The organism is Variovorax sp. M-6, from assembly GCF_052114385.1.
Classification (GTDB): domain Bacteria; phylum Pseudomonadota; class Gammaproteobacteria; order Burkholderiales; family Burkholderiaceae_C; genus Variovorax.
Genome location: NZ_JBFREQ010000020.1, coordinates 51678 through 70776 on the forward strand (window position 1 = coordinate 51678; position 19099 = coordinate 70776).

18 protein-coding genes are annotated in these 19099 nt (G+C 67.8%); 8 read left to right on the forward strand and 10 right to left on the reverse strand.

All coding sequences use genetic code 11. The annotated features are described in order from the left end of the window. Nucleotides 1-27: 27 nt before the first annotated feature. Together AB4Z46_RS21425 and AB4Z46_RS21430 are read right to left on the reverse strand one after the other, a co-directional pair. On the reverse strand, nt 28-1014 hold the full coding sequence (locus AB4Z46_RS21425) for an aldo/keto reductase (RefSeq protein WP_442285551.1): 987 nt from the start codon (nt 1012-1014) through the stop codon (nt 28-30). A gap of 135 nt (nt 1015-1149) precedes the next feature. Beyond that, on the reverse strand, nt 1150-2115 hold the full coding sequence (locus AB4Z46_RS21430) for an AraC family transcriptional regulator (RefSeq protein ID WP_442285552.1): 966 nt from the start codon (nt 2113-2115) through the stop codon (nt 1150-1152). A gap of 231 nt (nt 2116-2346) precedes the next feature. Between AB4Z46_RS21430 and AB4Z46_RS21435 the strand changes: the two genes are divergently transcribed. Both AB4Z46_RS21435 and AB4Z46_RS21440 read left to right on the forward strand, forming a co-directional pair. Continuing rightward, entirely contained in the window at nt 2347-4725 is a 2379-nt protein-coding gene (locus AB4Z46_RS21435; RefSeq protein ID WP_442285553.1) for an arylsulfatase, read from the forward strand. 125 nt (nt 4726-4850) lie between these two features. Further along, nucleotides 4851-7052, forward strand: a complete 2202-nt coding sequence (locus tag AB4Z46_RS21440) for an Ig-like domain-containing protein (protein ID WP_442285554.1) — start codon at nt 4851-4853, stop codon at nt 7050-7052. A 37-nt stretch (nt 7053-7089) separates the two neighbouring features. On the opposite strand, the gene AB4Z46_RS21445 is transcribed toward AB4Z46_RS21440, so the two are convergent. After that, nucleotides 7090-7677, reverse strand: coding sequence for a molybdopterin-dependent oxidoreductase (locus tag AB4Z46_RS21445; RefSeq protein ID WP_442285555.1), 588 nt, complete (start codon nt 7675-7677; stop codon nt 7090-7092). A gap of 92 nt (nt 7678-7769) precedes the next feature. On the opposite strand from AB4Z46_RS21445, the gene AB4Z46_RS21450 reads away from it, so the two are divergent. Beyond that, entirely contained in the window at nt 7770-8534 is a 765-nt protein-coding gene (locus AB4Z46_RS21450; RefSeq protein WP_442285556.1) for a bestrophin-like domain, read from the forward strand. A 151-nt stretch (nt 8535-8685) separates the two neighbouring features. Here AB4Z46_RS21450 and AB4Z46_RS21455 read toward each other — a convergent pair whose 3' ends face one another. Further along, nucleotides 8686-8973: a hypothetical protein gene (locus AB4Z46_RS21455; protein WP_442285557.1), complete on the reverse strand. Its 288-nt coding sequence runs from the start codon at nt 8971-8973 to the stop codon at nt 8686-8688. A gap of 286 nt (nt 8974-9259) precedes the next feature. Here AB4Z46_RS21455 and AB4Z46_RS21460 point away from each other — a divergent pair, with 286 nt between their 5' ends. Continuing rightward, nucleotides 9260-10066 carry a hypothetical protein gene (locus AB4Z46_RS21460; RefSeq protein ID WP_442285558.1) on the forward strand — a complete coding sequence of 269 codons (807 nt, stop codon included), beginning with the start codon at nt 9260-9262 and terminating at the stop codon, nt 10064-10066. Between the two features lie 19 nt (nt 10067-10085). Here AB4Z46_RS21460 and AB4Z46_RS21465 read toward each other — a convergent pair whose 3' ends face one another. The 3 genes from AB4Z46_RS21465 to AB4Z46_RS21475 all read right to left on the reverse strand — a co-directional run bounded on the left by AB4Z46_RS21465 (nt 10086) and on the right by AB4Z46_RS21475 (nt 13123). Further along, entirely contained in the window at nt 10086-10373 is a 288-nt protein-coding gene (locus tag AB4Z46_RS21465) for a hypothetical protein (RefSeq protein WP_442285559.1), read from the reverse strand. A 159-nt stretch (nt 10374-10532) separates the two neighbouring features. Beyond that, entirely contained in the window at nt 10533-12875 is a 2343-nt protein-coding gene (locus AB4Z46_RS21470) for a phosphocholine-specific phospholipase C (RefSeq protein WP_442285560.1), read from the reverse strand. Nucleotides 12876-12907: 32 nt separating this feature from the next. Continuing rightward, entirely contained in the window at nt 12908-13123 is a 216-nt protein-coding gene (locus tag AB4Z46_RS21475) for a hypothetical protein (RefSeq protein ID WP_442285561.1), read from the reverse strand. Between the two features lie 319 nt (nt 13124-13442). Between AB4Z46_RS21475 and AB4Z46_RS21480 the strand changes: the two genes are divergently transcribed. Next, the gene (locus AB4Z46_RS21480; RefSeq protein WP_442285562.1) at nt 13443-13835 is read left to right on the forward strand and encodes a hypothetical protein; all 393 of its coding nucleotides are present in this window, start codon (nt 13443-13445) and stop codon (nt 13833-13835) included. Nucleotides 13836-13922: 87 nt separating this feature from the next. Continuing rightward, nucleotides 13923-14384 (forward strand): hypothetical protein, encoded by a 462-nt coding sequence (locus AB4Z46_RS21485; protein ID WP_442285563.1) that lies wholly within the window; start codon nt 13923-13925, stop codon nt 14382-14384. Nucleotides 14385-14412: 28 nt separating this feature from the next. On the opposite strand, the gene AB4Z46_RS21490 is transcribed toward AB4Z46_RS21485, so the two are convergent. Further along, nucleotides 14413-16056: a flavin-containing monooxygenase gene (locus AB4Z46_RS21490; RefSeq protein ID WP_442285564.1), complete on the reverse strand. Its 1644-nt coding sequence runs from the start codon at nt 16054-16056 to the stop codon at nt 14413-14415. 188 nt (nt 16057-16244) lie between these two features. Between AB4Z46_RS21490 and AB4Z46_RS21495 the strand changes: the two genes are divergently transcribed. Together AB4Z46_RS21495 and AB4Z46_RS21500 are read left to right on the forward strand one after the other, a co-directional pair. Continuing rightward, entirely contained in the window at nt 16245-17069 is an 825-nt protein-coding gene (locus AB4Z46_RS21495; protein ID WP_442285565.1) for a YihY family inner membrane protein, read from the forward strand. 4 nt (nt 17070-17073) lie between these two features. Then, nucleotides 17074-17424 (forward strand): hypothetical protein, encoded by a 351-nt coding sequence (locus tag AB4Z46_RS21500; protein WP_442285566.1) that lies wholly within the window; start codon nt 17074-17076, stop codon nt 17422-17424. A gap of 27 nt (nt 17425-17451) precedes the next feature. On the opposite strand, the gene AB4Z46_RS21505 is transcribed toward AB4Z46_RS21500, so the two are convergent. Together AB4Z46_RS21505 and AB4Z46_RS21510 are read right to left on the reverse strand one after the other, a co-directional pair. After that, nucleotides 17452-18255 carry an ABC transporter permease gene (locus tag AB4Z46_RS21505; RefSeq protein WP_442285567.1) on the reverse strand — a complete coding sequence of 268 codons (804 nt, stop codon included), beginning with the start codon at nt 18253-18255 and terminating at the stop codon, nt 17452-17454. A 5-nt stretch (nt 18256-18260) separates the two neighbouring features. Then, complete coding sequence (locus AB4Z46_RS21510; protein WP_442285568.1) at nt 18261-19097, reverse strand: ABC transporter permease; 837 nt, start codon at nt 19095-19097, stop codon at nt 18261-18263. Between the last annotated feature and the right edge of the window lie 2 nt (nt 19098-19099).

Consider the following 19099-nt stretch of genomic DNA (forward strand, 5'->3'; position numbering starts at 1 on the left):
GGGAAGCATACCGTCGGCGGGGACGCTTCAGTGGTCGATCAGGCCCATGTGCGCCTCGGACAGGCGCGGCTGGCGCACCGGCCCGTTCGCCGGCGCGGCATCGAGTTCGCGCAAGTCCTCGTCGCTCAGCCGAAGGTCCGCGGCACCGAGGTTCTCGTCCAGTCGGCCGAAGCTGCGCGTGCCCGGGATCGGCACGATCCACGGCTTCTTCGCCAGCAGCCAGGCCAACGCCACTTGCGCCAGGGTCGCGCGCTTGCGCTCGGCCACCTTCGCGATCGGTGCCAGGAAGGCCCGGTTGGCATTCGCCCCGCGCGCGAAGCGCGGGAAGGTGCTGCGCAATCCGGCATCGCCGAACGTGGCGTCGTCGCCGACCTTGCCGGTCAGGCAGCCCTGGCCCAGCGGGCTCCAGGCCACGAAGCCGATGCCCAGTTCTTCCACCGTCTGCAGCAGGCCGTTCTCGGGGTCGCGCGTCCACAGGGAGTACTCGGCCTGCACGACGCTGACGGGTTGCACGGCGTGGGCGCGGCGGAGGGTCGCGGCGCTGGCCTCGGACAAGCCGAAGTGCTTCACCAGGCCTCGCGCCACGAGATTCTTCACTGCGCCGGCGACCTCCTCGATCGGCACCTTGGGATCGACCCGGTGCTGGCAGAACAAGTCGATGGCCTCGACCTTCAGTCGCTTCAGCGAGGCTTCGGCCACCTTGCGGATCTGTTCGGGGCGGCTGTTCAGCCCGACGATCCGGTCGTCCTGAACGTCGAAGCCGAACTTGGTCGCGACGGCGACGCCGGCACGGAACGGGGCGATCGCCTCGCCCACCAGCGCTTCGTTGACGTACGGGCCATAGGCTTCGGCCGTGTCGAAGAACGTCACGCCGAAATCATGGGCGGCGCGGATGACGTCGATCTGGTCCTGGCGGCTCAGGGACGTCGGGCCATGGCCGAAGCTCATGCCCATGCAGCCGAAGCCAAGGGCCGAGACTTCAAGACCGCTGTTGCCAAGCTTGCGTTTTTTCATGGGTTCACTCACTGAACGAGATCGAAGGGACGAACGTCTCCTGCGGCTTGCCGCTGCGCGGCGCCACTGGCGTACGTACGGGTTGGTTTGCGAGTTCGGCGGGAGCGGCGCGAAAGCGCCGGAGCGCCGGCCTCGTCAGCCGCTCGTGCGGCCCAGCTGAAGTTCTCGCAGACGCTTGACGTCGCGAGCGGGCGGCGAGCCGAAGAAGCGGCTGTATTCGCGGTTGAACTGCGACTGGCTGTCGTAGCCGACGCGGTGCCCCGCGGTCGCGGCGTCCACGTGTTCGCCGATCATGATGCGTCGCGCCTCCTGCAGGCGGAGCTGCTTCTGGAACTGCAGCGGGCTCATCGCGGTGACCGCCTTGAAATGATGGTGCAACGAGGACACGCTCATGTGGACTTCGCTGGCGAGCTCTTCGACCCGCAGCGGCTCCTGAAAACGGCGCGACAGCAGACTGATGGCCTGGGTGATCCGCTGGCTGTGGCTGTCGACCATGGCCATTTGTGCCAGCCGCCAGCCATCGGGCGATCTGAGCAGGCGGTACAGGATCTCGCGGGTGATCAGCGGCGCCAGGGCCGGCACATCCTCGGGCGAGGCCAGCAACTTGACCAGGCGCAGCAGCGGGTCCAGCAGCGTGGAGGAAATCTCGCCCGTGAACATCCCGCGCTGCGAGGCGCGCACCGGAAGGCTTTCGCCCAGCTTGAGCTCCAGCGCCAGGGCCGCAATGTCCTTGACGTCGAAATCCAGTCGCAGGCCAAGGTACGGCGCTTCCGGCGATGCGTCGATCACCTGGCCCGCCACGGGCAGGTTCTGTGCGACCACCAGGTAGTGGCTGCTGTCGTAGACGTAGACCTCGCCACCGAGCAGGACGCGCTTGCTGCCCTGCGCCAGCACGCAGAAGGCCGGCTCGTAGACCGCGTGGACCGGATGCTGCGTATGCGAGGCGCGGGCCAGGGTGAGGCGCGGGATCGCCGTCGCGTGGGCGCCATCGGTGACGGTGTAGCGGTCGACCAGGGCGGCCAGCTCAGCCCGCATGACCGTGGCCTGCAGTTGCTTCGCAGATCGTTCGTCGCGCAGTGCTTGATGGGTGGAGGTCAGCATGGGCCGTAGCTTAGGCGCCGCGCCGCCGCTTGTCTCGACGTCCGGACCTCTGCCGGAGGATCGTGCAAACATCCCCAAGGATCCTGCAAGGCCTGTAGCGGGCAACCCGCGTTCCGAGTACCCTCCCGCTTTCCAGCTGAAGGCGCCCCTCCAAGGGAGGCACCAGGAATGGCTTGGGGACGCGCGCTGGTGATGTGTATCTGCTCCACCGATTCAACCGAGGAGAAGCTCGTGAGCGATCAAACCAAGCCGAAGGACCGAACCCACCTCCCGATGCGCAACACATCGAGGCCCGGACTCATCACCTACGACGCGAGGGACCCCGACACCCGGTTCCCGCCGATCGACCAGTTGCGCCCGCCCAAGGGAGCGCCCAACGTGCTGATCGTCCTCATCGACGATGCCGGCTTCGGCTCGGCCAGTGCCTTCGGCGGCCCTTGCCAGACACCCAACGCCGAGAAGCTCGCGGCGGGCGGCCTGAAGTTCAACCGCTTTCACACCACCGCCCTCTGCTCGCCGACGCGCCAGGCCCTGCTGACCGGCCGCAACCACCACTCCTGCGGCATGGGCGGGATCACCGAGATTGCCACCGGCGCCCCGGGCTACAGCTCGGTGCTGCCCAACTCCATGTCGCCCCTGGCGCGGACCCTGAAGCTCAACGGCTATTCCACGGCGCAGTTCGGCAAGTGCCACGAGGTGCCGGTGTGGGAGACGAGTTCGGTCGGACCGTTCGACGCCTGGCCGACCGGCGGGGGCGGTTTCGAGTACTTCTACGGCTTCATCGGCGGCGAGGCGAACCAGTGGTATCCGACGCTGTACGAGGGCACCACGCCCGTCGAGCCGAAGAAGACGCCCGAGCAGGGCTACCACCTGATGGAAGACATGACCGACAAGGCCATCGCCTGGATCGCGCAGCAGAAGTCGCTCGCGCCCGACAAGCCGTTCTTCGCCTACTTCGCGCCCGGTGCGACCCATGCACCCCACCACGTGCCCAAGGAGTGGGCCGACAAGTACAAGGGCAAGTTCGACCAGGGCTGGGACAAGTTGCGCGAGGAGACATTCGCGCGCCAGAAGGCGCTGGGCGTCATACCGGCTGACTGCGAACTGACCACGCGCCACGAAGAGATCCCCGCCTGGGACGCCATGCCCGATGCGCTCAAGCCGATCCTGCGCCGACAGATGGAGGTCTATGCGGGCTTCATGGAGTTCACGGACCATCACGTCGGCCGACTGCTCGACTTCCTCAAGCGACTGGGTCTTCTCGAAGAGACGCTGGTGTACTACATCGTCGGCGACAACGGGGCTTCCGCCGAAGGCACGTTGAACGGCGCGTACAACGAGATGGCCAATTTCAACGGGCTGGCCGGCCTCGAGACGCCCGAGTTCCTCATGGAGCGGTACGACAAGCTGGGCGGGCCCGAGTCGTACAACCACTACGCGGTGGGCTGGGCCCATGCCATGAACACGCCCTACCAATGGACCAAGCAGGTCGCCTCCCATTGGGGCGGGACGCGCAACGGCACCATCGTCCATTGGCCGAAAGGCATCGATGCCGCGGGCGAGATGCGCTGGCAGTTCCATCACGTGATCGACATCGCACCGACGATTCTCGAGGCGGCGGGCTTGCCCGAACCGGCCTCGGTCAACGGCGTGGCGCAGGACCCGCTCGAGGGCGTCAGCATGCTCTACACGTTCAATGACGCGAATGCGGCGGAGCGGCACGAGACCCAGTACTTCGAGATGTTCGGCAACCGCGGCATCTATCACAAGGGCTGGACCGCGGTCACCAAGCACGGGACGCCATGGATCCTCGTGGGCCGCAAGACCGTCCCCTTCGACGACGACGTCTGGGAGCTCTACGACACGACCAAGGACTGGAGCCAGGCGAGGGACCTGTCGAAGCAGATGCCCGAGAAGCTCCACGAGCTGCAGCGACTGTGGCTCATCGAGGCGACACGCTACAAGGTCCTGCCGCTGGACGACCGGGTCGTCGAGAAGATGAACCCGGACACCGCCGGGCGGCCGGTGCTGATCCGGGGAACCACCCAGCTCCTGTTCGGCGGCATGGGTCGCCTGTCGGAGAACTGCGTTCTCAATCTCAAGAACAAGTCGCATTCGGTCACCGCCGAGATCGAGGTGCCGGCCGCCGGAGCGCAAGGCGTGATCATTGCGCAAGGCGCGAACATCGGCGGCTGGAGCCTCTATGCGAACCACGGCAAGCTCAAGTACTGCTACAACGTGGCGGGCGTGAACCACTACTTCGTCGAATCCGCGGACGTGCTGCCTGCGGGCGAGCACCAGGTGCGCATGGAGTTCGCCTATGCCGGCGGCGGCCTCGGCAAGGGTGGCCAGGTGACGCTCTTCGTGGACGGCAAGAAGGTCGGCGAGGGGGCGGTCCCCTTGACCCAGGCCATGGTCTTCTCCGCCGACGACGGCTGCGACGTGGGCGAGGACAGCGGCGCGCCCGTGTCGCCGGACTACGGCCCCAAGAGCAACGCCTTCAACGGGCGGGTCAAGGGGGTGCAGCTTGCGATTGCCGACGCTGCGCAGAGCGTGGACCACCTGGTCTCGCCGGACGATGCCCTCCGCATCGCGATGGCGCGGCAGTAGGGCCGAAGCCGGACTATCCCTAGCTGGTCGCGGGGCCGACAAGGGGCTATAAAGCCGACGGCGGGTCTCACGCAGCCGACTCGCTCCCAGCCACCCCAACAACAAGTACGGCAAGGAGACGTCCCATGCAGGCTCGACTCAAGGCGGATTCGGAACGCGCCTTCTCCACCCATGGCCGGTTCGTGATTCGCCATGTGGCGCTGGCCGCCTTGATCACGGCACCCGTCTTCGCTTTGGCCGCCGGGGTCAGCGTGAAGCTCGATTTCTCCAGTCCGGCGACCAGTCCGTTTCCGAGCGACCGGTTCACCCAGCCGGACTGGACCCAGAACACGTTCAAGCGCGTGAAGCTGCCGAAGCCGGATTGCGCAGTGATGGTGTCCGATTGCGCGGACATCGACATCATCAACACGCTCGACGGCTTCAATACGCAGCCGCGCATCAGCGTGCCGTTCACCGGTGACATCGACCTGAAAACCGTCAGCAGCGAGACGCTGTACCTGGTGAACCTGGGCGATACGCTCTCCGGCGCCGGCTTCGGCCAGAAGGTCGGCATCAACCAGGTGGCCTGGGACGTCGCCGGCAAGACGCTGGTGGTCGAATCGGATGAACTGTTGCAGGAACACTCGCGCTATGTGCTGGTGGTCACCAACGGCATTCGCGACAAGGCCGGTGATCCCATCGAGGGCGGGGCGTTCGCACGACTTCGCCAGCCGCCCGGCCGCGGCGAGGCGCAAGACCGCGACACGATGGACTATCGCGGGGCGCTGCAGAACGCGGACCGCTCGATCCCGCAGGGCCGGCACCGTGCGGTCGCGCTGAGCCTGTTCACCACGCAGAGCATCAGCGCCGACCTGCTGAAGATCCGGGAGCAGATCAGGCGCTCCACGCCGAGCCCCGTGAACTTCATGATCGGCAACGATGGCTCGGCGCGCGCCGTGTTTCCGGTCGCCAACCTGGCCGCAATCCAGTGGATGCAGCAGACCGGCACGGCACCCGTGTTCACCCCCTCGACCGTCCCGACGTCGGCACTGGGTGTCGTCCCGGGCGCGGTAGGGCGCGTGGCCTTCGGCAAGTTCCGATCGCCCGACTACCAGAACGCGGCCCGAGTCATCCCCGCCACCGGCACCTTGACCGGATATCCGCTGCCCCAGTCGAGCAACGAGCTGGTGGTCGAGCTGTTCCTGCCGAGCGGTGCGCGACCGCCGGGTGGATGGCCGGTCGCGATCTTCGGCCATGGATTCACCGACAGCATGTACGGCGCACCGTGGACCGTGGCGTCGATGTTCGCTTCAAGAGGCATCGCCACGATGGCGATCAGCGTCGTCGGGCACGGTGGCGGCGCCCTGGGGACGCTCAACGTGACGCCCCGGGTGGGCGCTCCGGTCGTCGTGCCGTCGGGTGGCCGCGGCTTCGATCAGGACGGCAACGGCGCGATCGACTCGACCGAAGGGGTCAGTGCGGTCGGGTCGTCGACGATCGTGTCCAGCCGCGACGGCCTGCGCCAGACCGTGGTCGACCTGATGCAGCTCGTCCGGCAGATTCAGGTCGGCATCGATGTCGACGGCGACGGCTCGGTCGACATCGACAAGAACCGCATCTACTACGCCGGGCAATCCTTCGGCGGCATCTACGGCACGATCTTCCTCGGCGTGGAGGGCGCCGTCAGGGCCGGCGTTCCCAACGTGCCGGGCGGCTCGATTCCCGAGGTCGCGCGCCTGGGCGGCTTCCGCGTCCTGACGGCGATCGCGTTGGCAACGCGCCAGCCGCAACTGCTCAACCTGCCGCCGACGCCGAACGTGCCGCCGCCTTTCAATCTGAACTTCAACGAGAACATGCCGCTGCGCGACTTGCCGCCACTGGTGAACAACGTCGCGGGCGCCACCGCGATCCAGCAGGTGCTCGAAAACAATACGTGGGTGCAGCAGTCCGGCAATCCGGTGTCCTATGCCCCGTACATCCGCCGGCAGCCCCTGCGCGGCAACGGCGCCAAGCCGGTGATCGTGCAGTTCGCCAAGGGCGACGGCACGGTTCCGAATCCGACGACCACCGCGATCCTTCGCGCGGGACAGCTGGCGGACCGCGCCATGTACTACCGCAACGACCTGGCGTACGCCGCGACGGATGGGGCCATTCCCAAGAACCCGCACACCTTTCTCACCAATATCGGCAACCCGGCGGCCGCGCCGATGGCTGTCGCGGCACAGGCGCAGATCGCGGTGTTCTTCGCGACGGACGGCGCGCAGGTCATCGACCCGGACGGTGCCGGCCCGCTGTTCGAGATGCCGGCCAGCTTGCCGTTGCCCGAATCGCTCAACTATCTGCCCTGAGCCTGACGGGGACCGCGGTGCATTCCCGCGCCAGCGATCAGCCGCGCGTGACCTCGATGCTGTACAGCCCCCAGGGGCACAGGGCGAACCGCTCCTTGAGCGGCTTGTCCTTGAATGCGGCGAGCGTGTCGGCCTCGTAGATGGCCCACTGCGGGCCCAAGCCGCCCAGCGCGAGCGGCGCGCCGTCCATCTCGGTGGCCACGATCATGCGGTAGCTGCGCGCGTCGGCCATGCGCAGCGGCACGACATAGCCGTCCACCGCCCGAAGGCCGAGCATCACCTCGCCGCCGGCGGGCGCCACGCCCACCGACTCGAGCACGCTGGTCAGCAAGGGGCCCGCGAGCGAATGCACCTTGGCGTCGTACTCGAGCGTCGCCTTGATTCGAACGACCGGCAGGCGGCGCAAGGCCTCGGCGTCGAGCACGTACGCCTTGTCGAACTTGACTCCGTGCTTGACCAGCAGCTGATCGAGCGCCGGATCGACGGGGCCGCGGTTGGTCTTGCCTACCGCCCCGCTGACGGTCAGGAGGCCGGGACCCTGACGCGGTGGGTCAGCGGCCAGGGCGCCAGCCGCGGGCCATAGGCCGGCGAGGGTCGCGGTCCCCAGAAAGCGTCGTTTGTTCATCACGGGATTGTGGAGCGGTACGCTTGCGATCGTCCACTGCCCACGGCGTCGACGCCGGACTTGCCCGCCAACCAGCCCAGGAGACCGAACCCATGAGCCCCATCCTCGTCGGCCTGATCGTATTCGCCTGCACCTTTTGCGGGGCGCTCGCGGGCATCACGCTCCACCGCAAGCTGCCCTTGCATCACAAGGAAGCCGACTCCAACGACGTCATCAAGCTGGTGCTGGGCTTGATAGCGACGATCTCTGCGCTTGTCATGAGCCTGCTCATCGCCTCGGCCCATACGGCGTATGCCACGCAGGACTCCGAGGTGCAGGCGCTCGGTGTCCACATCGTGCAGCTCGACCGCGTCTTTGCCAGCTATGGGCCGGACGCGGCGCAAGCACGCCAGATCTTCCGCCAACTCGTTGCCGCCAGACTCGAACAGGCGTGGCCGGACCGTGGTGGCGCAAAGCCCGGCTCCAGGCCCCTTCGCTTGACGCGCGAAACGGACGAGGAACTGATCGAGCATGTGGTCAACCTGCAGCCGACGACAGACAGCCAGCGCTTCGCAAGGACCCGGGCCTTGCAGCTCCTCACCGACATCGGGGACGCGCGTCAGCTCCTGTACGAACAGGCCGGCGGCTCCATTTCCTGGCCCTTCCTCGTCGTGCTGGTGTTCTGGCTGGTCGTCCTCTTCATCGGCTTCGGCTTTCTCACGCGCAGCAACGGCACCGTGCTGGTGGCGCTCTTCATCGGCTCGCTCTCGGTCGCGGGAGCGATCTTCCTCGTCCTGGACATGAACCAACCCTTCAGCGGGCTGATGCATATCTCCAACGCACCGATTCGCCTCGCCCTGGAAGCGATCAGCCAATAGCGGTGATGCGCAGCTGCAGCCGCCGGCGCGCACGATGGACGACGAGATGGCTTGCTGTCTTACATGACAGCGGCCCAGGATGGAGGAAAAAGCCTCTCTAACCGGAAGGCGACAGTGGTCCGCCCTGTATGACCAAATTTTGCGAATCGTGTCACGCGGCAAACAAGGACGGCGCCAGATACTGCTGCGGCTGCAAGGGCCGGTTCTCGGGCATCCGGTTCGGCGCGCATACCTCCGCCGCCAGTTTCGAGAATTCGCGCACGACGCACTCGGCCAGACCTCCGTCGGCGAGGCCGCGCATGCGCCTGCCGGTCAGACGCATCAGGCGCACCGGACTGGCGGCGATTGCCACCATGGTCCTGATCGGAGCGCTCGTGTACGCGTACGTGAAGCCAGCGGTCCTCGGCTGGACCCCCATCCACGTGTCTGTCTCGTTCATGTGGAAGCCGCTCGGTGGCCGTGCGGCCGGGGCGGCGACATCGACCCGGCAACCGGCGCCGGTCCCGGTTCCCGCGGCGTCACCAGAACCCGCGACAGCGACCCTGCCGGCGCCCGCGCGTGACGGGGTGGATTCGGCGGAACGGAAAGAGTGCAGCGACGCGCGAGAGGCACTGGCGCTCTGCCCAAAAAGCTGAGGAAGAAGCTGCAGGGTAGGACGCTGCTGACATACAGCGCGCGACAGCGGTGCAAAGTTGAGCCTGCGTCTGTCCCGGAGGGTTGCGGCCATGTCGGTTGTTTGCGAAGTCTGCGGAAAGTCGAACCGCTCCAAGTCGAAGTACTGCACGGGTTGCGCCCACCCGTTGCCCGGCTCCGGCCTTTCCCGGGTCGACCCGGTGATGGCGTTCCGCCCGTCCGCCGCAGGTGCTCCGCGCGCCGACGATGGCGAGCGCGAAAGCACTTCCATCGTCGCCCTGCCGGCCGAAGCGGCCTCTTTCTGGCTGCGGGCCGGCTGCGTCGGCGTGGCGATGATTCTCGGCTTCACGCTGTGGTGGATGGATGTCACGCGCAAGCCGGGGGTGCCGCCGCTGCACACGCGGCTCCTGGCCATGCTGGCGCCGGCGCCGGGCAGATCGCCGACACCCCCGGCAACGCCCGAGCCTGCCGCCGGATCGACGAAGGCGGACGCACCGGAACAGGCGTCTCCGGCCCCGGCCGCCACGGCGCCCGTCGCGGAAAGGCCGTCCGCGCAGGTGCCCGCGAAGCCCGCCGAGACGAAGGCTTCGCCGGTGCCGGGTCCTCAAGCCAAGGCCAAGGCTGCGCCGCGGCCGGCGACCCGGTCTTCCTCCTTGCGCCGGAAATGGGTCGAGCCCTCGACCACCGCAGAAGAACGCGCAGTGGCGCGGGCCGAACGCGACCTGGGTCCGCCCATCGCGCCCGGACCCGGGCCGCAATACGGCGGCGCGCACTCGGCCACGCTGCCCTTCGCCGATCTGGGTCCTCCCATCGCCCCCGGCCCGGGGCCGCGGTACGACTACTCGCGCACGCCGGTGCAGGCGCCCTCATCGAGGGCGGCGGGGCCGCCCCCTCGTTGACCCGCGGTCCTGCAGACGCCTACGACGCCTTCGCCTGGCCGTCGAGCCGACGGTTGGCGTCCAGCGCATAGACGACCTGCTTGTCATCCGCCGCCTTTTGAGGAGCCCCGCTTTCTCCCGAAGGCAGCGCGGCCGAACCGTAGAGCTCGCGTTCGAGTCGCTTCGCGCGCTCCGCGTACATGCGGGCCAGGGCACCATGGTGCTCGGCGGCGGCCTGGTGCTCGATGCGCGCCATGTGTGCTTCCTCGAGCAATGTCATGACGCGCCGCAGATGGCCGTTTCGGCTGGGCTGAAAGATGCTGAACATCCGACCCTCCTTCATTGGGAGCCATTGAAGAACATGCTTTTTACTTCAATCGCGCCGGCTGCGCTTGCGCCTCGGGCCAAAGAGGTAGGCTGTCCGGACGATGGCGCGGCTGTTCGACCTTGGCGCTGGCACGTTGCGCACAAGGCCGATGCAGTTCGCTCAGAAGCGGTCTGCCAGCCCCATCGCCGGATCGCTCACCGAATGCCGGCCGGTCTCGACCCGGCCGGCGAAGCGCCGGTAGAAGGCAAGGTCGGCATCGCAGGTCACCACGAAGTCGTACCACTGGCCGCTGGCGTCCAGGCTCCAGCGGATGCTGGTCTGGTCGCCCCCCTTGACCCGGATGACCGAGGCGCCGTCGCGACCCTTGCCGCGGCCCTCCTGGTCGTCGCGATCCTGACGGTCGTCATGGCCGCCGCCGGCCCCGCGGGCATCGGGGCGCGGGTAGGCCTTGTTGGACTGTACGGTGAAGCGGCAGTCGCGCCGGCCGTCGTTGCGCAACTGAAGGTAGAGGTCGCCGCCGCGCTTCTCGTAGCCCACGCGGATCTCGGGCAGCGCCACACCCCCCGCCCGCAACCGGTTCAGGTCGCCCTTGAACTGGCGGTGGAAGCCGTTCGGCCCGAGCACCCACAGGTCGTACAGGCCGGCGTTGTCGGCCATGGCGGCCCAGTGGCCGTCGAGCTGCTTGCCGGGCTCGACCACGTAGCGGCGCGGCAGGCGGTCCGCCAGGTTCAGCTTGTCGTAGACGTGGAACACGGCGGCGGCTTGGCCGCTGTTGGCGAACAGCAGTTGCACGCGGCCGTTGAGCGAGTCGGTGCGCGCGCTGGTGTGGAGTTCGTAGGGCAGCGCGCGCGAGGGACGCACGCCGGTGGCCTGTACCGGCAGCGCCGCGTCGGCCGTCGGGACGATCTTCGGCAGCGCCTGCTGGGCGGCGGTCAGCGCATCGGCCTCGCCCTTGGTCGTGCGTCCGGCCAGCGTGGGCAGCGGCTCGTTGTTGGGGCGCTCGAAGTTGAAGGCGCTGGTGAGGTCGCCGCAGACGGCGCGACGGTACTTGCTGATCTGCGGCTCGGCCACGCCGAAGCACTTCTCGAGGAACAACAGCGTCGAGGTGTGGTCGCAGACCTGCGAGTTGACCCAGCCGCCGCGGCTCCAGGGCGAGACCACCCACATCGGCACGCGCGGGCCGGGGCCGTAGGGCCGGCCGTCGATCGCGGGCTGGCTCGAGGTCGCCGGCGCGTAGTTGTGATATTCGACCGCCACGTCGGCGTCCGCCAGCGTGCAGCCGCCGGCCAGCGTGCCGTCGGCATTGCGCGACGGCACCGCCGGCGACGGCAGGTGGTCGAAGAAGCCGTCGTTCTCGTCGAAGTTGATCAGCAGCACCGTCCTGCTCCAGACCTCCGGGTTGGAGGTCAGCGCGTCCAGCACTTCCTGCACGTACCAGCCGCCCTTGGCCGGGCTCGACGGTCCGGGGTGCTCGCTGTAGGCGGACGGCGAAATGATCCACGACACCGCGGGCAAGGTGCCGTTCTTGATGTCGTCGCGGAACGTTTCCAGGAAGCCTTGCGGCATGGTGTTGCCGAAGCCCTTGGCCAGCGGGCTGAGCGCGTCGTCGATGACCGGGTCATAGAGCGGGCCGGCGGCACCGACCGGCTGCGTGATGTCCGTGGCCGCGACATAGACCGGACGGCGCGCCGGGGGCATCTGCTCGATCTCCGCGCGCCAATGGCGGAAGCCCATCATCTCGTTGCAGCCGAAGTTGTCGATCAGGCTCTGGTAGACCTTCCACTTCACGCCGGCCTTCTCGAGCCGGTCGGCATAGGTGGTCCAGGTCCAGCCCTGGGTGGACGGGCCGATGTCGTTACCGCCGTTGAACTGGTTGTTCAAGGCCGCCACCTCGACCTTGCTGCCGTCGACCGGGCTCATGCCGTTCGGGCCGTTGGTGCCGCTCCAGTAGAACAGGCGGTTCGCGATGGTGCCCGTGTGCATGCCGCAGTGGTAGTGGTCGCACAGCGTGAAGGCCTCGGCCAGCGCGCGCTGGAACGGGACTTCGGCGGTGTCGTAGTAGCCCATCGACAACAGGTTCTTGGCGTCCGGCCACTTGAACATGCGGCCGTGATCCCACGCCGCCTGCGAATCGGACCAGCTGTGGGGTGTGCTGCCGGCGCGTTGCGCGTTGCCCTTGCTCTCGTCGAGGCGGTAGGGCACGTAGGTGCTGGGCGGCGTCGTCTTGGTGTAGGTCTGATGGAAGATGTTCTTGCCGTTGGGCGCAGGGACGGTGAAGCGGTCGCCGTAGCCGCGCACGCCCTTGAAGGTGCCGAAGTAGCTGTCGAAGGAGCGGTTCTCCTGCATCAGCAGCACCACGTGCTTGACGTCCTTGATGGTGCCGGTGTCGTGGTGGGCGGGGATCGCCAGCGCGCGGCGGATGCTGGGGGGAAAGGCGGCCAGCGTGGCGGCGGCGATGCCGGTGCCGGTGGAGCTCTGGAGGAACTTGCGACGTGTGGTCATGGCGGGGTCGGTGTCGAGGATTGGAACAGGCGTCAGGGCGCGTAGCTCACGCTGGGCTCGCTGCTCGCGTCGGACGATGCCGATGCCGATGCGGCACCGGTCGTCTTGCTGGCCGTGCCGGTACCGGCGGTGCCGTTGACGGCGGTGGCCCCACCGAAGCCGCCGCCGTCGCTGCCACCACAGGCGGCCAAGGCACAGGCAAGGATCGACAGCGCGACCGGCGCGCGCATGATGGACCAGGGATACATAGAGGGAACACTCCATTTCTTGGAATCGTGGGTGCTCGACGAACGGCGCGCTCGTCGTCGCCGTGCATCGAGGAATTCCAAGCGTAGGCAGCCGCCGTGACGTCGCGATGAAGCGACGATGACATCGAAAGCCCGGACCGCCCTTCACGCGCCGATCCGCCAGCGCCTGCTGGCTCGGCTTCGCGACAGGTGCGGGCAGGAGACCGGCTCGAACAAGGCCGGCCTGCGAGTTCGCGCAGTGGGCGATGGGTTCGGAGTGTTGACAAGGCACGCAACGACGCCTTACGGTCGCAGCTTGAAGCACCAAGGACGGACGCTCATGCTTGAACGAAAGCCGGATTTCCTGGATCTCCCACACCAGCGCCAGCGCGAAAAGGCGCTTTCGAGATCGGAAAGCAAGGGCGGCGCCGCGCCCGACCGCCGTCAAGAGGGCTTGATCCCTGGCGAAGCACAGGCCGATGTTCCACCGTTGACCAACGCCGAGTTGGTACAGCTTCAGGTCCGCGTGATCGCGCTGGAGAACTTGGTCATCGCGCTCCTGGCAGAGGCGTCTGATCGGCAACTGGCCCTTGCTCGCGAAATGGCGGCCTATATCGCTCCGAGACCAGGCTTCACTCGTCACCATCTCACGGTCGTTGGCGCAGCACAGATGATCAGTCTTGTCGAACGAGCCCGACATTTCCAGGGCCAGCCGGGGACATTTGCCCCCTGATACCCGGGCTTTTGGGGGCGTCAATAAACTCCGTGCCGACGCGCCCCCTGCCAAGACTTGCTCACTTCGCCCAACCCGTGATCCCCTATGCCCGAGATTGATTTGTCCACGCAGACAGCAGCGGTTCGCAACGTTCTTGCCACCCATGGGATTCGCCCTGCGCTGGCGCTGCTCAATGACAGGACGGAGTACCGATACACGGCCATCTACAAGTTGAGCGGCGACGCGATGCGCGCGGAGCACGTCTTCGACCGCAGCTCCGAGTACCGCACCTGGTTGAAAGCAGTTCCTCTGGACAAGAGCTTTTGCAAGCACGCGATGGAACTGGGCGAATTCGTGACCGGCCACGTCTCCCAGGACGAGGCCCTGATGAGCTACCGCCCCTACGTCGGTCTCGTCGAGTCGTACTACGGGCGGCTGCTGACCCGCGAGTGCGGGACGCCCTATGGCACGTTCATTCATTTCGATCTGGAACCCCGAAGCATCGCCGCGACGGAGATTTCGTTTCTCCAGGAAGTGACGCCGCTGTTTCTCGACTACCTGGACTGACTTGCGAATTCGCGGCGGCCGGAACGCCTCAGCGAGTGCCCAGCGCAAAGCCCTCGTAGCCCCGGCCGGCCACCGCCGCGCACCGTTCCGCATAGGCCGGGAAGCCACCGGCCAGCGGCATGAACATGCGCGGCTTGCCCGGGATGTTGGCGCCCAGGTACCAGGAGTTGCAGCTCAGAAACACCGTGTGCGCAGCGACCATGTTGACATGAGCGACCCATGCGCTTTCGGCCTCCTCGGTGGCCTCGATCGTGGCGTGGCCCTGCGCGTCGAGCCAGGCGATGCACTCGGCGATCCAGTCCACGTGGTGCTCGATCGAGAGGATCACGCTCGTGAAGGCCGCGGGGCTGCCCGCGCCGGCGATGTGGAACAGATTCGGGAAGCCGGCCACCGTCATGCCCAGGTAGTTCAGCGGCCCGCCGCGCCACTTGTCCTGGATGCGCAGGCCGCCCCGGCCGCGCAGGTCCAGCCGCATCAGCGTGCCGGTGACGGCGTCGAAGCCGGTGGCCAGCACCAGCGTGTCGAAGGCGTGCTCACGCCCGCCGGTCCGCAGCCCGCCCGGGGTGATGGCCTCGATCGGCTGCTCGCTGACATCCACCAGGTGCACGTTCGGCCGGTTGAAGGTCTCGTAGTAGTCGTCGGCTACGCACATCCGCTTGCAGCCGATCGGCTGGTGCGGCGAGAGCAGCGCCGCGGTTGCCGGGTCGCGGACCTGCTGGCGGATCTTGCCGCGCACGAACTCGGCCCCCAGCGCGTTGGCCTGCAGATCCGTCATCAGGTCGCCGAAGGTCCCGAGCAGGCTGAACCCCCCGACGCGCCAGCGCTCCTCGAACGCCGCGGCTCGCTCCTCGGCGCTCGCAGCCAGCGCCGAGGCCGGGTTCAACGGCAGTTCGCAGCCGAAGCCGGTACGCATCAGGCGGTTGCGGGCCCGAAAGCCCGGGTAGTCGGCCTTCACGCGGGCCTCCTGTGCCGGATCGAGCGGACCGTTGTGGGCCGGCACCACATAGGCCGCGGTACGCTGGAACACGGTCACCGACGCCGCCTGCTGCGCGATGCGCGGAATCACCTGGACCGCCGAGGAACCCGTTCCGATGACGCCCACATGGCAGCCGCCGAAATCGACCGGCACTTCCGGCCAGTCGGCCGTGTGCAGGACCGGCCCGGCGAAAGTCTCCAGGCCGGGAAAGGCCGGCGTGTTCGGTGCCGACAGCGGCCCGCTGGCCAGCACGACGAAGCGCGCGCGCCAGGTTTGCGCAGCGCCATCCTCGCCGACGCTGCCGATCTGCCAGCGCTGCGCGTCGTCGTCGAAGCGGACCGTCGTCACGCGGGAGTTCAGGCGGATGCTGCCGCGCAGGTCGAAGCGGTCCGCCACATGGTTGGCGTAGCGCAGCAGTTCGGGCTGCGAGGCATAACGCTCGGTCCACTGCCATTCCTGCTGCAGGGCCTCGCTGAACGAGAACGAGTACTCCAGGCTCTGGATGTCGACGCGGGCACCCGGATAGCGGTTGGCGTACCAGGTGCCACCCACGCTGGGCGCGGCCTCGAGCACCAGCGCCGACAGACCCATCGCGCGCGCCTTGTGCAGCATGCAAAGGCCGCCGAAGCCAGCGCCGACGATCAGCAGGTCCAGCGCGTCCGGCGCATGAGGTTCGGTGAAGCCTTGCGTGGTCATGCGAATCTCCAGGAAAGGGTCGGTGACGACCCCGGTGTTGCCACCGGAACGGACCCCCTGAGGCGATGGCCAGGCCCGCAGCAGTATGCAGCGCGGTCGAACGGCTGTCGATGGGTCGTGCCGATAATGCAGCGGCCGCAGTCCTTTCGCCCGCGAAGCCTGTCGGCTCCCTTCCCTTTCAGCCATCCATGTTCACCCTGACCCGCTTGACATTCCAACGCGCCAAGAAAGAGCGCTTGCCCCAGGTCGCCGGGAGCCTGACCTTCACGACCTTGCTCTCCATCGTGCCCCTGCTGGCAGCGAGCTTCGCGCTGTTCACGCACTTCCCCATCTTCAGGCGCTTCAAGGACGCGCTTCAGGAAATCCTGCTGAGCCGGCTGCTTCCGGCGGACATCGCGCGCACGGTCCTGAAGTACCTCAACCAGTTCGCCGCGAACGCCAGCGGCCTGACCTGGATCGGCTCGCTGTTCCTGCTGGGCGCGGCCATCGCGATGCTGCTGACCGTGGAGAACGCACTGAACCAGATGTGGCAGGTCCGAAAGAACCGGCCGTTGTTCAGGAGGGTCGGCCTGTACCTGCTCATGCTGGCGGTCGGCCCCCCCGTGCTGGGCCTGAGCCTGTGGGCCACGTCATATGTGCTGGGCAGCTCCATGGGCCTGATCGGCGCGCTGCCGCGATCGCTCGCGTTCGTGCTCGACCTCGGGCCGTTCATGCTCGGCGTGATGGCGCTGACGAGCATGTTCTACCTCGTTCCGAACACCCACGTACGGCTGCGCGACGCCGTCGCGGGCGGCTTGATCGCCAGCGTGGCTTTCGAACTCGGCAAGCGCGGCTTCACCGCCTACCTTGCCAAGGTGCCCACGTACAAGGCGCTGTACGGGGCGTTCGCCGCGCTCCCCATGTTCCTGCTGTGGGTGTACTTCTCGTGGCTGGTCACGCTGGTCGCGGCCATGATGACGGCCAACCTGGCGCTCGCCCGGCGGCGGCCGGGAGGCAAGCCCGCACGGGCCTAGCGCGATGAGCCCGCCCGAACCTCGCCCCGCCTCCGTCTGGAATCGCTTCTGGTCGCCGAAGAGTTTCCTGGAGCAGGCTGCGCCCGAGGCGTCCGCGGAAGAGGCCGACGCCGTCGCGCGCAGGAACAACGTCTGGCTCAAGACCTACATGGACATGTACATCCTGAGGTGGGGCGGACTGTGGGCGGCCTCGCTGGCAGTGGCTCTTCTGATGATGGAGGTGGCGGGCCTGCTTTTCGCGCTCGCCCTGGCGGCCAACCTGGCGGCTCTGGTCGGCCTGATCGCCATGATCTTCACCTACCGCCGCGCGTCCAGCGCCGTTCAGGATCAGACCCGGAAGAACGGCGGGCGATGACACCTTGGCCGGCGACCTGAACAAGCCCTAGCTGCCGGTCGAGGCATAGCGGCGCAGCCCGATGCGCCATGCCCCGAAGGCCGCCGCGAGGAACACGAAGCCCGCAAGCGGCGACACCATCCCCACCCACGCCGGCGCACCGAGCGGGTCGACCTTGCCCAGTATCGCCAGCACCGGATAGTAGGCCACGCAGGCCAGGGGCACCGCGAACGTCAGCACGAGCCGGAACCACCGCGCATACAAGGCCAGCGGATACTGCGCCGCCTGCACGCCGCCATAGGTCAGCACGTTGGCGACCTCGAGGCTCTCGACGGTCCAGAACGCCAGCGTGCCCTGCAGCACCAGGATGCCGAGGAACAGCGCCACGCCGCCGGCGAGCGCAAACAGCGCGGCGGCGATCGATGCCGGTGTCCAAGCGATGTCCGCCTGCACAGTCGCGAAGGCCAGCACCAACAGCCCCTGCATCAATCGCCCGAGCCGGCTGATGCGGAAGTCGTGTCCCATCAATTGCAGCGCGAGCGGACGCGGGCGCAGCAGCAGCCGGTCGAACGCGCCGGTGCGCAGGAACTCGGTGCCCAGCACGTCGAATCCCCGCCCCAACGCGTCGGCGATGGCGAACATGCAGTTGACCAGTCCGTAGAACAGCGCCACCTCGCCAATGTGCCAACCCTGCACCTCGCCGAAGCGATGGAACAGCGCCCAGACCGCGACCACCTCGATGCCGGTGCCAAGGAACTGGCCGAGGGTGAGCATCAGCGCCGAGGCCGGGTAGCGTGCCTGTCCGGCGAGCGAAGCCCTCACGAGGCGGGTGAACAAGACGAGCGAGCCCATGCGTCTCAACCGCCCTGCACTTCGAGCCGGCGCATGGTTCGCCCCATGGCCGCGTGGCCGAACGCGACCCACAGCGCGATCCAGAAGAGCTGCAGGCCGAGCCCCGCCAGCGCCTGCGCGCCGCCGAGCTGCCCGAAATAGATGCGGGCCGGGATGTCCATCACGCCGGCCAGCGGCTGCAGCAGCAACGCCGTCTGCCAGGCGTCGGGCAGCAGCGCCAGCGGCAGCAGGTTGCCCGAGAACACGACGACGATCGGCCCGGCCAGCGCGTTGATGCCGCGCTCGTTGAGCGATGCGGCCGCCGCGATGTTGAGCAGCATCACGAGCGCGGTCGACAGCAGCAGCGCCAGCAGCGCCGATGCGACGAACCCCGCGCCTGCCGCGACACTGGCCGGCGGCTGCCAGGCCCATTCGCCGAGTCCGGCCAACGGCAGCGCGACGCCGGCAAACGCCACCATCAGCGCCAGGCGCGGCAGCACGCGTGCCGCGATCCAGCCGGCAGAGCGCGCGAACCACAGCGCGTAGGCATCGACCGGCCGCAGCCGGTCGTACGCGACGGCGCCGGTGCGCACGGCCTGCGCCACTTCCGGGTCGCCGAGCCACGGCAGCAGTGCGAGCAGGCCTTGCACGAGCCATGTGTAGGTGATGACCTGCGCGAGCGACATCGGCGTGTCCGCCGCCGCCGCGCCGCCGTAGAACGCCGCAAACACCATGACCTTGATGCCGCCCCACCAGCACTGCGTGGCAAAGCCCGCGTACGCCGCCGTCCGGTACTGCAGCATCTGCAGGAAGCGCGACGCGAAGGCCGCGACATAGGGTCGCACGAGTTCGCGCGGCGCCATCG

Excerpts from the sequence above, each read along its gene's own strand:
- AB4Z46_RS21425 (WP_442285551.1), bottom strand. The coding sequence starts at position 1,014 with ATGAAAAAACGCAAGCTTGGCAACAGCGGTCTTGAAGTCTCGGCCCTT.
- AB4Z46_RS21430 (WP_442285552.1), bottom strand. The coding sequence starts at position 2,115 with ATGCTGACCTCCACCCATCAAGCACTGCGCGACGAACGATCTGCGAAG.
- AB4Z46_RS21440 (WP_442285554.1), top strand. The coding sequence starts at position 4,851 with ATGCAGGCTCGACTCAAGGCGGATTCGGAACGCGCCTTCTCCACCCAT.
- AB4Z46_RS21445 (WP_442285555.1), bottom strand. The coding sequence starts at position 7,677 with ATGAACAAACGACGCTTTCTGGGGACCGCGACCCTCGCCGGCCTATGG.
- AB4Z46_RS21450 (WP_442285556.1), top strand. The coding sequence starts at position 7,770 with ATGAGCCCCATCCTCGTCGGCCTGATCGTATTCGCCTGCACCTTTTGC.
- AB4Z46_RS21455 (WP_442285557.1), bottom strand. The coding sequence starts at position 8,973 with ATGAACGAGACAGACACGTGGATGGGGGTCCAGCCGAGGACCGCTGGC.
- AB4Z46_RS21460 (WP_442285558.1), top strand. The coding sequence starts at position 9,260 with ATGTCGGTTGTTTGCGAAGTCTGCGGAAAGTCGAACCGCTCCAAGTCG.
- AB4Z46_RS21465 (WP_442285559.1), bottom strand. The coding sequence starts at position 10,373 with ATGTTCAGCATCTTTCAGCCCAGCCGAAACGGCCATCTGCGGCGCGTC.
- AB4Z46_RS21470 (WP_442285560.1), bottom strand. The coding sequence starts at position 12,875 with ATGACCACACGTCGCAAGTTCCTCCAGAGCTCCACCGGCACCGGCATC.
- AB4Z46_RS21475 (WP_442285561.1), bottom strand. The coding sequence starts at position 13,123 with ATGTATCCCTGGTCCATCATGCGCGCGCCGGTCGCGCTGTCGATCCTT.
- AB4Z46_RS21480 (WP_442285562.1), top strand. The coding sequence starts at position 13,443 with ATGCTTGAACGAAAGCCGGATTTCCTGGATCTCCCACACCAGCGCCAG.
- AB4Z46_RS21485 (WP_442285563.1), top strand. The coding sequence starts at position 13,923 with ATGCCCGAGATTGATTTGTCCACGCAGACAGCAGCGGTTCGCAACGTT.
- AB4Z46_RS21490 (WP_442285564.1), bottom strand. The coding sequence starts at position 16,056 with ATGACCACGCAAGGCTTCACCGAACCTCATGCGCCGGACGCGCTGGAC.
- AB4Z46_RS21495 (WP_442285565.1), top strand. The coding sequence starts at position 16,245 with ATGTTCACCCTGACCCGCTTGACATTCCAACGCGCCAAGAAAGAGCGC.
- AB4Z46_RS21500 (WP_442285566.1), top strand. The coding sequence starts at position 17,074 with ATGAGCCCGCCCGAACCTCGCCCCGCCTCCGTCTGGAATCGCTTCTGG.
- AB4Z46_RS21505 (WP_442285567.1), bottom strand. The coding sequence starts at position 18,255 with ATGGGCTCGCTCGTCTTGTTCACCCGCCTCGTGAGGGCTTCGCTCGCC.
- AB4Z46_RS21510 (WP_442285568.1), bottom strand. The coding sequence starts at position 19,097 with ATGGCGCCGCGCGAACTCGTGCGACCCTATGTCGCGGCCTTCGCGTCG.